Below are 13,786 nucleotides of genomic sequence, written 5' to 3' on the forward strand. Positions count from 1 at the left end.
TATTTTCACACGTTCTCATAAACCTGTTTCAAAAATGCAACGCTCTCCGCCAAATGCGGCTCGGTTGTACTCTCCATGATGCCTTGAATATGAGGGCGCTCATATTTCATGTAGCGTAAAATGGGTTCGAATTTGAGCCAGCCCTGGCCAACGGGCACCATCTGGATTTTTCCGTCCTGCACAATGAAATCCTTCAAATGAATGACAGCTATTCGATTCCCCAATAGCTCAAACGCTTCATCGACGACTTCATCCTGCCGCAAATAATTGTCCGGCGACATTAAATTCGCGCAGTCGAGAATGATTTGCAGGTTATTCGAAGGAATCGCGTCGAGCAGGCGCCGAGCTAAAGGCGCTGTATGGAGGGGATGATTCAAACCCGCCTCAATCCCCACCGTAACGCCAAAGCGCTCAGCTTCGGCGACCATCTTGCTTACAGCAGCAATAACTCTTTGGAAAGCTTCTTCTGTAAAGTTATCGGTCGTGTACCCTTGGCCAACGCTGCCCGTCTCCGTGCCTACGAGGCTGGCGCCGAAATCTCTGGCCAAGCGGAGATGGGTCTTGAAGTCAGCCAGCGCTTGGGCCTCCGTCTGCGGGTCGGGCGCTACGATGTTGACGTAGCAGCCAAGCACAGCAATTTGAATGCCTGCGCGCCGGAAGGCGTTGCCGTAGTATGTCGCCGTGCCCGGACTCAATGCGGACAGGCTCGAAGCGCTTTGCGGGAAAGACTTTTTAATTGCAAATTGAATATGGGAAAACTCGTATTGCTGCAGCTTCCGGGTAAGATCCGCCAATGGAATTTGTCCGAAATCATGGGCGCGAACCCCGAGATGAAGTGGAACAGTCATGTGATCTCTCCTTTTAAATGCTGCTTCAAAGCAGATAGTTCAGCGGATTGCTGGATGGCTTCCGCCACGAGTCTGGCAATTTGCCTTGCTCCTTCGTCCGAGAAATGCGTGTCGTCGACGATGCCTGCCGGATAATTCGGATGTGCATGCTCCGGCAAGTGCATAAATAGCCGTTTCGATCGGTCAGACCCAAGTGCTTCGTAAAGCTGCTGCGAAGCCGCATAAATATCTAGCAGCGGCGTCTCTGTTTCATCCGCAACCTCCCTCATTGCAGCAGGATACTGCCCTAATGCAAGAGGATCTAGCGAGCCGTCTTCAAAAAAACGGCGGCGGCTTACCGAGGTCAGCAGTACAGGAAACCCGCCGCGCTCGCGAGCAGATTCTATGAATCGCAATAAATTCTGGTGGTATTCTAGCTTGGGATCGGCATAGCGGTTCGGGTCTTCCACTTTTCCGTCATTGTGCCCAAACTGGATGAACAGGTAATCGCCCGCTCCAAAATCCTGTTCAATCGCAGCAAGCCGTCCTTCCGCGAGGAACGACTTCGTGCTGCGGCCATTCATCGCACGGTTGTCCACACGCATGGATGGCTGGAAATAGTCCTGCAAATATTCGCCCCAGCCTGTCATCGGCTTCTCGGCAGCTCCTTTTAGAGCCGCAGTGGAGTCGCCGGCGATAAACAAGGTATAGCTCATAATTATCCCTTCTTTATATAGTGATGTTGGCCTAGCCATTTCTCGGCGAGGGTGAGCCATTGCCGGGCATGAGCATGGTCATTCGCGAGCCCGAGCCCGTGGCGTCCCTCCTCGAACACATGCAGCTCAAAAGGGATTTTGTTTCGGGAGAGCGCGGCTGCAAATAGCAGGCTATTCTCTACGGGCACAACGGTATCATCAGCTGTCGTCCAGATGAAAGTGGGAGGCGTCTCGGCGGTAACGCGCTGATCGGATGACCAGGAATCTAACGTTTCCCGCGCAGGGTTTGCCCCCAGAAATTGTCGACGGCTGCCTTCATGGGTGTGTGGTTCATGCAGTGAGACAACAGGGTAGCTGAGCAGCAGAAGATTCGGCTTCTCCGCTCCCGTAGTTGCGGCGATAGAAGCGAGATGACCTCCCGCTGAGAAGCCGATCATCCCGACCTGCTCGGGGATGACCATCCAATCCTTGGGTGCCTCCCGGATCCAGCGAAGGGCGTCCTCTACGTCCTTGATCAGGTCAGCGAACTCGAAATCGCCAATCTGATAATGCAGCACGCCCGCGTGAATGCCCAGGCTGTTCAGCCAGCGGGCGATCGGCTCGCCTTCATGTTGAGCGAGATGGGTGTAACCGCCGCCGGGCAGCACGAGGACGAAGGGACGAGCCTCGCCGTTGTGGCTCATTTCATCCGCCTGAACAGGATAGAGAAAGAGGAGGGAGGTTTCCGCTGGAAACTTCCCTTCCTCTTTCGTCGGCTGCTCATTGTTCGTATTAACTAATAGCATGAGTGCCGTCTCCTTTACTCGGCAGAGCCGAAGCCGAAATAATTCGCCGCGTTGTTATAGGAAATGTCCTCGACCAGTTTCCCGAGCAGCACAGCATCATTCGGCGCTTCTCCGCGCTCCACCCATTCGCCGATCAGCTCGCATAAGACGCGGCGGAAATATTCGTGGCGCGTGTAGGAGAGGAAGCTCCGCGAATCCGTCAGCATCCCGACGAAATTGGCCAGCACGCTGTTGTCGGCAAACATGGTGAGCTGATGGCGCATACCGCTGCGGGTATCGTTATACCACCAGCCCGATCCAAGCTGCAGCTTGCCTGGGGTATCCTTTTGATAGCAGCCCATTAAGGCCAGGATGGCCGGGTAGTCGTTCGGATTCAAGGAATACAGAATCGTCTTCGGCAAACCCTGAGTGCTTTCCGCACGATCCAGCAATTGCGAGAGCGATACGGTCAGCGACAGGTCATTGATTCCGTCATAGCCGGTATCAGGCCCCAGCTTGTTGAACATTGGCGTGTTGTTGTTTCTATAAGCGTGAATGTGGAGCTGCATGGTCCAGTTCATCTCATGGTACATGCCGATCAACGCGGACAGAAGCTCTGTGCGGTACATCGTAATCTCTTCCTGGGAAAGATCGTCCCCGGCCATTTTTTTGGCAAAAATCCGCTCTACCTCAGTCTCATCTCCCGCTTGGTAACGAAGCACATCAAGAGCATGATCCGACAGGCGGCAGCCCTGCTCATGGAAGAACTGCACGCGATTCTTAAGCGCAGCTACCAGCTCGGCATAGGAGGTCACGGAGCTGCCAACGACCTGCTCCAAACGTCCAATCCAGTCTTTGAAGCCCGGAGCGTCAATGTTAAGCGCCTTATCGGGCCGGAAGGTCGGGAATACGTGGAAGTCTTGCTCTTCTTTACGCAGAGCCTGATGATACTCCAGGGAGTCTACAGGATCATCGGTCGTGCAAATGATTTTAACCTTGGACTTCTTGATGAGGCTGCGCCGCCGGAAATCCGGGGAAGCGAGCTTCTCGTTCGCTTTCTCCCAAATACGCGGTGCGGACTCTTCATTCAACAGCTCATCAATGCCGAAGAAACGGCGGAGCTCCAAATGAGTCCAGCTGAACAGCGGGTTGCCGATCGTTTTAGGCACTGTTCTTGCCCAGGCCAGAAATTTATCGTAATCGGACGCATCTCCGGTAATGTGGGATTCGGGCACGCCGTTAGCACGCATCAAGCGCCATTTGTAGTGATCCCCGTAGAGCCAGGCTTCGGTAATATTCTTAAAATTCTTATTCTCGTAAATTTCTTTCGGGTCAAGATGGCAATGATAGTCGATAATAGGCATATTGTCGGCGTAGTCATGGAACAAGGACTCGGCCATATCTGTCGTTAACAGGAAGTTGTCGTTTAGAAACATGCTGCTCAGCTCCTTTATAATTATTCGATATCCTACAGAGTAACCCCGGTCTTAAAGATCGCCAGCTCGCGTACTTCGTTCTGCTCATTGCGGGTTTGCTGGCCACTGGCTACGGAAATAATGTAATCAATAAATTCTTCAAGAACCTGCTCCATCGGCGTATCGAGTAGAGGGCCGGCGTTGAAATCCATCCAATGCTTTTTATTGTTATAAATATCATTGTTTGTAGCTATTTTTACTGTCGGTACGAAGCTGCCGAATGGCGTTCCCCGTCCTGTCGTAAACAGTACAAGCTGGCAATCGGATGCAGCTAACGCAGAGGAAGCTACAAGATCGTTCCCAGGTGCCTGCAGAAGGCTAAGCCCCTTCTTGCGAAGCTTCTCGCCGTATTGCAATACATCGACGACGGGTGAGGTCCCGGCTTTTTGGGTACAGCCTAGCGATTTGTCCTCCAAGGTGCTGATGCCGCCGGCTTTGTTGCCCGGAGAAGGATTCTCATAGACGGATTCCCCGTGGGACAGGAAGTACTGTTTGAAATCGTTGATCAAGTGTACGATGTCCTCGAATACTTCTCGGCTTTCCGCACGAGCCATAAGCATTTTCTCTGCGCCAAACATTTCAGGAACTTCCGTTAGCACGGAGGTTCCGCCTTGAGAGATCAAGAAGTCGGAGAAGGCTCCAAGAAGCGGGTTCGCTGTAATACCCGAGAAGCCGTCAGAGCCGCCGCATTTCAGGCCAACATTAAGCTCAGCAATCGGAATAGGTTCACGACGGTCATTTTCCGCTGCAATGTAGAGTTCTTCCAGCAAGGCCAATCCTGCTTCGACTTCGTTTCCAACTTCCTGTGCTACGAGAAATTTCACGCGATCTTCGTCGTAGTCCCCCAGCATGCTGCGGAATTCAGCGACGATATTGTTCTCGCAGCCCAAACCGAAGACAAGCACGCCACCTGCGTTTGGATGATTGACGGCGTCCATCAGAATACTGCGCGTCATGCGGTGATCGTCCCCGAGCTGTGAACAGCCGTAGGGATGCTTCAGCACGGTAATATTGTCAAAGGTACCGAGATCAGGGTGGATCGCCTTGAATTCCTTAATCATCAGCTCAGCAACCCCATTGACGCATCCTACAGTTGGAACGATGAACAGATCGTTGCGGATGCCGACTTTGCCATTTTTGCGACGGTAGCCCTGAAAGGTCAAATCGCGTTTAGGATACGTGACTGGATGCAGATCCGGCGTGTATTCGTATTGCTCTTCGCCCTCCAGATTCGTCGCCAAATTATGCGTATGCACCCATCCGCCTCTTTGAATGGCGGAAATGGCGTGTCCGATCGGATAGCCGTATTTGGTAACTACATCGTTAGGCTCGAAGTTCGTTAAAGCAATTTTGTGGCCTTGCGGAATATCCTCAAGCGCCTTCAGGATCTGATTATCGAAATTAAGCTCTTCCCCTGCGCTAACGGGCCTTAAGGCCACAGCTACAGTATCGCGGGGATTCATTTTCATTAGTCTTTGCATAGGGATCATCTCTCCTAAATCAATTGTTGTAGAGCAGCGCGGCTGCCCGATGCTTCCAGTTGCTGCAAATATCCTTCAAGGGCTTGAACCAGATTCGGCACCTGGGTCAAATCTTGGCCCCATAAGCTCTCATCCTTCAGGATTGTAGCAATAAAGGAGTTAGGCTGGCTCCAGGCCTCATCAAAGACGGCAATCACTTCAGCGCCATCCTGGCGCTCGATTTTGTCCCCGCGGTAGCTGAGCAGCAGAGCGGCAAAGGCAAGTGTTGCAAGCTTAGGAAGCTCTCCTTTTTCCTGCTGGTAACGAAGCAAAACAGGCAATAATCTGGTTTTGAATTTAGAAATGCTGTTCAAAGAAATCGAAGTCAGCTCATGACGAATGAATGGATTTTTAAAACGCTCCTGAACAGCTTCCGCATAGGATTGCAGTTCTTCCTTTGGCAGATCAAGCATGGGGATTAACTCATCCTCGATCAATTTCTTTACGAATACGGAATAAGCAGCATCGTTCATGACGTCTTCTACCGTTTCCAGGCCGGCTAACAGGGCTAGAGGCACCATCGCGGTATGCGGGCCATTCAAGAGGTGAACCTTGCGCTCCCGATAAGGAGTCATATCTTCCGTTACAACGACGTTTAATCCGGCTTTGGCGAGCGGCAGACGCTCGGACAAGGAGGCCGGCCCTTCAATGACCCAGAACAGGAAAGGCTCCGCCGTCACCATCAAATTATCCTGGTAGCCGAGTTCTTCCGCCAGCGCCTGAGCCTTGTCGCGAGGATAGCCGGGAACGATCCGGTCAACCAAGCTGCAGCAGAAAGTGTTCTCTTGCTCGAGCCATTGCAGGAATTCTTCTCCTAGCTGCCAATCGCTAGCGTATTGCAGGACGATTTCCTTGAGCTTCTCGCCGTTTCGGTCGATCAATTCGCACGGAATGATCGTGAAGCCTTTTTTGCCTAATTGAAAACGTTTATGAAGCAGCGCCGTTAATTTCCCGGGGAAGCTCTTCGGCGGAGCATCGGCGAGACGGTCTTCGGGACGGTAGGCGATTCCTGCCTCCGTGGTGTTGGATGTGATAAATTCAAGCTCATCGTTTTCCGCTAATGCCAAATAGCCTTCATAATCGGAGTAAGGATTGATGACGCGGCTGACGCTGGTAATAATCTCATGATCATTGACCGTTTGCTGCTGCATAATGCCGTTTAACAGCACGGTATACAGGTAATCCTGCTTGGCCAGCATGTCGCCCAAGCCTTGCTCGATCGGCTGTACGAGAACAGCGCTCCCCTGAAACAGTCCTTTTTTATTCATTTGCTGGAGCTGCCAATCCACGAAGGCACGCATGAAGTTGCCTTCGCCGAATTGAATCATTTTTTCAGGGTAAACGGGTAGCTTTGGATAGGTTGTTCTGGAAAGTTGTGCTTGTGTCATAAGTGATCGCTATCTCCTTTTTGTTGCTAACGTATAATGCACACGTTAACATTTTTATTTAAAAAAAAGAGAATTCTCTTTTTTTTAAGATATTGAAAAATATGGGCTGCTTAAATTTTAGCCACCGTTTGGCGAACCATTAAAGCCGTCTTGACGAATAATTGCTCCGGCTTGCTATCCGGCTGCTGCATCAGCTCAATCAGCTTCTGAGTGCCCAGCTTGCTTATATCCGCAATAGGCCTGCGAACCGTCGTCAGAGCAGGGTTAGTGTAGCGGGCAAAAACAATATCATCGAATCCAATCAGGGACAGCTGGGTCGGGATGGTTATCCCTTCGGCAAAGCAAGCATTCATCGCTCCGATCGCCATATCGTCATTGCCGCAAAATACAAGGGTGGGCGGATCAGGCAAAGCCAGCAATTGGGACATCGCCTTATAACCGCTCTCGATGCTGTAGTCCCCGGTAACGAAATAATCTGATGTCAGAGGCAGGCCATGCTCAAGCATGCTGTCCAGAAATCCCTGTTTACGTTCGGTGGAGGACTTGAAGCCCGTCTTGCCTTCAATCATGGCAAGCTTACGGTGACCTTGGGAAATCGCATGATCGATAGCTTCCTTTACCCCTTCGCGGTCATTCGCGATGACATTCATAATTCCTGGATCCTCAAGCTGTCGATTCAGAACGATCAAGGGAATACCCATCTTCTTCACGTGGTAGATAAAAGCATTGTCGGCGTCGCTTTGGCTCATCACCAGAATGCCGTCAAAGCGCTGGGGAATGATATTGTCCAAATTGTGGATGCTATCGATTCCGTTCACAGACAGGTTGTAGTTCTCATCCAGCACATGATTGATTCCCTTGATGACCTCCACAAGAAAACTGGCTGAGGTTCCTTGGTCAATGCTGGAGAAGAACAAGCCGATCGTATAGGACTTCTTCATCACCAGGCTCTTGGCATTGTAATTGGGTACATAATTTAGTTCCGCAGCGATTTTCTCGATGCGATCCCGAGTCTCCTTCTTAATCAGCGGATTACCGTTAAGCGCGCGAGAGACGGTGGTATGGGATACGCCAGCGACTCGTGCAATATCTTTTATCGTTATCATAGAACCTCACTATTTTGAATCGAATAATTGTTAACGATTTCATTTTATATTCTTGAGCCTGATAATTCAAGTGATTTATGTCATGCACACGTGAAAAATTTATTGAATATTACATCGTTTCGTCGATTCCAGAGCTTGTTGTCTTAGATGCAGCGTGGCACTCGCGATATTGTCCCGGCGTCATGCCTTCCTGCTTGCGAAACGACCTGATAAAGTTTTGGGAATTGTTATATCTTAGCTTCGCGGCGATATCCTTAATCGGCATATCCGTCTCTTCCAGCCATTTCTTAGCCATTTTGAAACGATACATCGTCAAGTATTCGCTGAAATTATATTGGGTTTCCTTGCGGAAGATGCTGCTGATGTAGTTCGCATTGTAATGAAGCCTTGAAGCGCATTCCTCCAGCGTAAGATCCGTATCATAATGATGCTGCACCAAATCGATGATCTTCTCCGAAATGTTATGGTATTGCGCATTTTGCCTGCTGTTGAATACTTTGATCATCGGATGAATGACAACGCTCCAGAACCAGTCCTCGATTTCCGCAACCGTATGCAAGTCAAGCATCTCTTCGAACAAGGAACCGTTCGCATGGTAAATCTGGTTCAGGCTTATTCCCGACTCCTGCATCATAATCAGTAAATTATTCAGCAAACGGGTCAGCGGTATTTGATATTCCTGCGGCGTAAGCTCCAGCGAAAAAATCGACTTGAACAGTTGGCGAACGAGCTCCTTTGCTTTATCGGTTTCCGCCAATTTAATGGCGTCCATTAAGTCGTTTTCCTTATGCGTCGGGTAGTTTAAATTCAAATAATGCTTGCCGGAGTTAATATTTTCGTACTGAATAATTACGCCTTTTCCCAGCTTGATCCGATGTTTTAATGCTTCCAGGCTCTCCCGGTAGGCTGTCGATATTTTGTGCACGGAGTGGAAGGGCAGACTTAGGCCGATGCTGACCTGCAGCTTCAAGTAGCTGTTGATCTCCTGCTGAAGCCTTTCCGTTAGCGAATACAGCGTTTTGTGAAAAGACACGTCATCCGCATCAATGCTTCCAATTAGAGTCACCACCGACTGGTCGATCATGACCGGGGCAAGCCGCTGATCAGGAGAGACCAGCTCTTCAATCATATTATGCGCAGCAAATAATAACAGGTTCAGATCCTTTTTCTCGTAATCCGAATCGTCGCAAAAATCGATAGATAAGGTAAATACAGCCATCGTTTTCCACGCTTCAACCTGGGCAAGGTAACCGAACTGCTCCAGCTCTTCGATCAATTCTCTTTTTTTGAGCTGCCCGTTGAAGGCTTTGGTCAGGAAGAAGGTGCGAACCTGCTGAATATGCTGGCGGACTTCTTTTTCAAGCTGGGATTTGGATTGGAAGAGATGGTGGACATGCTCCCCAATCATCTGAAATTCATTGGCATGCTTCGTTTTGATGTCCGCTTTCCGTTGTCCCATTTGATTAAGCAGTCTTTCGATAGGGGTATACATGCGGCGTGAACCGATCCAGGCGATTAAAATGGACAGAAGCAGCATAAATAAACAGACATAAATCGTGTATGTGCCTATTTTATCCGACTCTTTCGTCATGCCTTCTATGGAGGTTACCGACAGATAGACCCAACCATTGAATTGGGACTTTAAATACGTTACCGAATAATCTTTTTTATCGATCAGCGTTACGAATTGCCCAGAAAGCTTTGGAGAATCAGCAATCGCGGAGATTTCGTTGAATCCGCTTTCACTTACAGGTTTGCCAATCATTGAATTATCCGGATGAAGAAGGATACGGTTGTTCTCATCCAGGATCATAATACTGTCAAAAGGCTCTATTTCCGAGTTGATAAAATCTTTCAGGCTGCAGGCAGGTATATTGGCTAGCGCAAGTCCATACTTATGCAGCTTGGAAACCGGAAGTCTTTTGATCAGACTGATGCTGTAATCGCAATTCGTCACGTTCAAGCTCTCTTCGCTGTAGAACCAGGAAGAGGGAGTCAGAATCCACGACGTATTATCCGGTGTATTGATCAGGTTTGTAAGCTGCTGGTAATTTTTATATTGATCCAGGCGATACAATCCGGAATTTTTGATCATCCAGTTCTTTCGCTGATTGATGAGAACGACGTCTTCCAGCTTCGTATCAAAGGACTGCATGTTGCGTATTTCATTCCTTAAGTCATTGTACAACATGAAATCGCTCTCATTTAACGGGTTATCGAGTGCTTTTTTTAATACACTGGAGTTGACAACTTGGTTTAAAGTTTGATTGACTGTTGTTAATTTATGCTCTACATTGGAGTTGATTTGCAGAATAAGTTCCATTTTACTTTTGTTCACATTTTTTTGGATCTCGTTTGAGGACGTTAAATATGAGAATGAACCGATGAACAAGACCGGAAGCGTACTGATCACAAAGGCGAAAATAGTCAGCTTACTCAAAAAACTTAATGGTCTCACAGAAATCAGCACCTCTGCTTGTGTATAAGTAGTCAGTTAACCTGTATTTTGATGAATAATAACAATAATCATCTCATAACGCAATAATCATTTCCTCTAATTATGGCTACGAAGTATAAAATGATCAAGTAATAGGTTGTATTGTATATCTGTGTATGTTGAAAGTAAGAGATAAATTTCACATAACTATTAGGGGGAACCGAAATGCCTAGAGTGGCTACGAGAAGAACAAGGTTACATTATACGTATATGCTAGTACCGCTTTTATTTGCGATACTAATCGGGTGCAGCAACGTTCAGTCTGTTCAAAGTGATTCCCGCGATATTCGTCCTTATGTGTCCATATTGGCGCCTTTGCATTTTCCTCAACAGCCCTCGAAAGAGGTGATCGCCGAGCTCGAGAAATTGACAGGGGTAGAGCTTGATATACGTTGGGTTCCTGAAGGCGTTTACACGGATAAAATGAATACGGCGCTTACAACCAACTCTTTGGCGAAGGTTACCTTCGTGAAGTTTACGGACTACAGCCTGATTAAGAATGCCATTAAATCGGGAGAATTTTGGGAGATAGAGCCTTATCTCAAGGAATTTCCCAACTTAAGTCAACTGAGTCCGTCCATTCTCCGCCAAACGGCCGTAGAGGGAAAAATATACGGATTATACACGGAGCGCCCTTCCTCTAGGCAAGGGGTTATTATCCGCAAGGATTGGCTGGAGAATCTTCATTTAGAGGAGCCCCATTCCTTAGAAGAACTGTATGAAGTATTGCAACAATTTACGCATAATGACCCTGATCAGAACGACAAGCACGACACGATTGGCCTTGTAGACCGCAATGATCTGGTTTACGGCGTGTTCAAGACGTTGAGCTCTTATTTCGGAACACCGAACAACTGGGAGCTGGTGGACAACCAATTTATTCCCGAGTTTGAGACGGAAGAATATATGAACACGATGAATTTCATGAAGCAGTTGTATGACGAGAAATTAATTAATCAGGACTTTGCTCTCACCAGCAAAGAACTGCAGCGCGACAGCTTTATTCGCGGTCTAGCTGGCGTATACATCGGAAGCATGACGGATGTCCAGCGGCTATCCATTGAAGCGCAGGCATTGAATCCCCAGGCCAAGCTGACGCTAATCAATCGGATTAAAGGCCCCAAAGGCTATAGGGTCTGGTCGATACCTAACTATAATGGACTGTATCTCTTCTCGAAGAAAGCCATTGCAACGGAAGAGGAGCTAAAGCAGGTGCTTGCTTTTTTTGATCGAACGATGGATAAAGACGTGGCCAACTTAATGATGTATGGAACCGAGGGGCGGCATTATGAAGTTGCGGACGGGAAAGTTATTTTACCCGAAGAAACCTCAAGGCTGCGAGTCGATGAAGTAAACCCTCTGTATTCCCTTATGATCGCAGACATGAGTAACCGGAACATTATGGAGGTCGTTCAGAAGGAAGAGCTGACTGCGATCGCGGAACGCTTAAGCGAAGATAACGAATCCTTTCTGGTGACTGATCCGACCGTTCATTTAAGCTCCGAAACGTATGATGAGAAGAATGTGGAGCTGTCACAGATTATCGCAGATGCGACGTATAACTATATTTTGGGCAAAATAACGGCTGAGGACTTCAAGCAAGAGACGCTGAAATGGCGGCAAAATGGCGGCAACCTGATTATTCAGGAGTACGGTGAAGCATTAGAAAGAGAACGTTTACGCAATAATCATTAAAATGATCATAGGGAACCACTGCGCTAAAGGCGCAGTGGTTTTTTTCGTCATTTCGTCATTGTGACGGTGATAATCATTTATTCAGATTCCTTGGTATATCAGCGTTTATGAGTAAATGATTGTATTCGTAACTCTACTCAGGCTGTACTGTGGAACATGTAAACACAATAAGTCAAATGGAGGTCAAAATGGTTATGAAGAAAAAATCCTTCTCCATCATGTTGGCGATATTGCTAACGCTAAGTGTAGTTCTGACAGCCTGCTCAGGCGGCAACGAAAAAGCAGCACCGAATGCAGCACCGAATGCAGGGGGCGATACCGCGAAAGGCGCTGAATCAGAAGCGCCGATGGAAATTAAAATCATGCTTCCACTGAACACTTCAGAAACACCGCCAGACACCATTAAAAAAGAATTAGAAAAATTAACGAACACGAAATTAACGTATCAATTTTTCCCGGCAGACACGTATGAAGAGAAGTTGAATTCTTCTTTTGCAACGAGTTCATTGCCGCAAGTGACTTATTTGAAAAATCAGACGACATTCATCCAAATGAAGGATGCGATTAAAGACGGTCAATTCTGGGAGATCGGGCCTTACCTCAGCGAGTTTCCGAACCTGAGCAAGCTGAAGCCGGAAATTCTGAATAATACCAAAGTAGAAGGCAAGCTGTACTCGCTGTACATCGGCAGACCACTGGCTCGCCAAGGGATTATTTATCGTAAGGACTGGGCGGACAAATTGAACCTTGCTGCTCCAGCGAACGTCGATGAATTGTTTGAAATGGCGAAAGCCTTCACGGAACAAGATCCAGATGGCAACAATGTAAAGGATACGATCGGGGTCGTTGACCGTAACGAATTAACCTATGGCGCATTTAAAACCGTTTCCTCCTGGTTCGGGACACCGAACGGCTGGGGAGAGAAGGACGGCCAATTGCAGCCAGAATTTACGTTCCCGCAATATATCGATACGATGGATTTCTTCAAAAAGCTTCGCGATGGCGGTTATATGAACCAGGACTTCGCAGCAACCAGTAAGACGGATGCCGTTAAAATGTTCACTAGCGGCAAAGCGGGCCTGTATATCGGCGGTTCCATGCAGGATATCGATTCCTTGAACAAAGACCTCATTAAAAACGTTCCGGAAGCAGTTCTGGATACGCACAGTATGGTTGCTGGACCGGACGGGAATTTTGCGCAATGGATGATTCCTGGATATAACAACGTTGTTCTATTCCCTAAAGGTGCCGTCAAAGACGAGGCAGAGCTGAAAAAAATCCTCGCTTTCTTCGACAAGATGATGACTCCAGAGGTTTCCAACCTCATGTTCTGGGGAATCGAAGGAGTGCACTATACAGTTGAAGACGGCAAAGCTAAGCCAACTGACGATAAAGAGTTAATCGAAAGAGAAGTAAAAGGCTACAAGGATAGCGTAATCGGCGAGTCCGAGACAAACGGCATGTACCAGCCTTATAACGTGCTGCCAGGCAGAATCCATGCTGAGGAGCTGCTTCTTGAGAACGTTAAGGTAGGGGTTCCGGATCCAACGGCACCACTTGATTCGGCTACGTACACGGAGAAGGGCGTTGAGCTTCAACAAATCATCACTGACGCAACATACAAGTATATGTATGGACAAATCGATAAAGCCGGCTTTGAGAAGGAAGTAGAGAACTGGAAGAAGCGGGGCGGGGATAAAATCATCGAAGAATATAACGCTGCATACAAGAAATAAGAACCTAGCTTGAAGCAAAGTTATAAAGGAAGTAGAAAAGGTTGTTGATGGACTCAACAGCC

The 13,786-nt window shown here is 48.1% G+C and carries 10 protein-coding genes; 2 read left to right on the forward strand and 8 right to left on the reverse strand.

The annotated features are described in order from the left end of the window. Positions 1-5: 5 nt before the first annotated feature. The 8 genes from ACE3MQ_RS21695 to ACE3MQ_RS21730 form a co-directional block, all read right to left on the reverse strand. On the reverse strand, positions 6-848 hold the full coding sequence (locus tag ACE3MQ_RS21695; protein WP_379396624.1) for a sugar phosphate isomerase/epimerase family protein: 843 nt from the start codon (positions 846-848) through the stop codon (positions 6-8). Further along, a complete protein-coding gene (locus tag ACE3MQ_RS21700; protein WP_379396626.1) occupies positions 845-1,543 on the reverse strand; it encodes a rhamnogalacturonan acetylesterase in 699 nt (232 codons plus the stop codon). Before ACE3MQ_RS21700 ends, ACE3MQ_RS21695 begins: the two co-directional genes overlap by 4 nt. Before the next feature lie 2 nt (positions 1,544-1,545). Further along, positions 1,546-2,328 carry an alpha/beta hydrolase gene (locus tag ACE3MQ_RS21705; RefSeq protein ID WP_379396628.1) on the reverse strand — a complete coding sequence of 261 codons (783 nt, stop codon included), beginning with the start codon at positions 2,326-2,328 and terminating at the stop codon, positions 1,546-1,548. A 14-nt stretch (positions 2,329-2,342) separates the two neighbouring features. Continuing rightward, complete coding sequence (gene uxaC / locus ACE3MQ_RS21710; protein WP_379396630.1) at positions 2,343-3,743, reverse strand: glucuronate isomerase; 1,401 nt, start codon at positions 3,741-3,743, stop codon at positions 2,343-2,345. Between the two features lie 32 nt (positions 3,744-3,775). After that, the gene (locus tag ACE3MQ_RS21715; protein WP_379396632.1) at positions 3,776-5,263 is read right to left on the reverse strand and encodes a UxaA family hydrolase; all 1,488 of its coding nucleotides are present in this window, start codon (positions 5,261-5,263) and stop codon (positions 3,776-3,778) included. 14 nt (positions 5,264-5,277) lie between these two features. Continuing rightward, positions 5,278-6,690, reverse strand: a complete 1,413-nt coding sequence (locus ACE3MQ_RS21720) for a tagaturonate reductase (protein ID WP_379396634.1) — start codon at positions 6,688-6,690, stop codon at positions 5,278-5,280. A 110-nt stretch (positions 6,691-6,800) separates the two neighbouring features. Beyond that, positions 6,801-7,796, reverse strand: coding sequence for a LacI family DNA-binding transcriptional regulator (locus tag ACE3MQ_RS21725; protein ID WP_379396636.1), 996 nt, complete (start codon positions 7,794-7,796; stop codon positions 6,801-6,803). Positions 7,797-7,905: 109 nt separating this feature from the next. Further along, positions 7,906-10,254: a helix-turn-helix domain-containing protein gene (locus tag ACE3MQ_RS21730; RefSeq protein WP_379396638.1), complete on the reverse strand. Its 2,349-nt coding sequence runs from the start codon at positions 10,252-10,254 to the stop codon at positions 7,906-7,908. A gap of 204 nt (positions 10,255-10,458) precedes the next feature. Here ACE3MQ_RS21730 and ACE3MQ_RS21735 point away from each other — a divergent pair, with 204 nt between their 5' ends. Together ACE3MQ_RS21735 and ACE3MQ_RS21740 are read left to right on the forward strand one after the other, a co-directional pair. Then, positions 10,459-11,988, forward strand: a complete 1,530-nt coding sequence (locus ACE3MQ_RS21735; RefSeq protein WP_379396640.1) for an extracellular solute-binding protein — start codon at positions 10,459-10,461, stop codon at positions 11,986-11,988. Between the two features lie 194 nt (positions 11,989-12,182). Then, positions 12,183-13,724, forward strand: coding sequence for an extracellular solute-binding protein (locus ACE3MQ_RS21740; protein WP_379396642.1), 1,542 nt, complete (start codon positions 12,183-12,185; stop codon positions 13,722-13,724). Positions 13,725-13,786 lie beyond the last annotated feature (62 nt).

This window comes from Paenibacillus lentus (assembly GCF_042714055.1).
In the GTDB taxonomy this organism is placed as follows: domain Bacteria; phylum Bacillota; class Bacilli; order Paenibacillales; family Paenibacillaceae; genus Fontibacillus; species Fontibacillus lentus_A.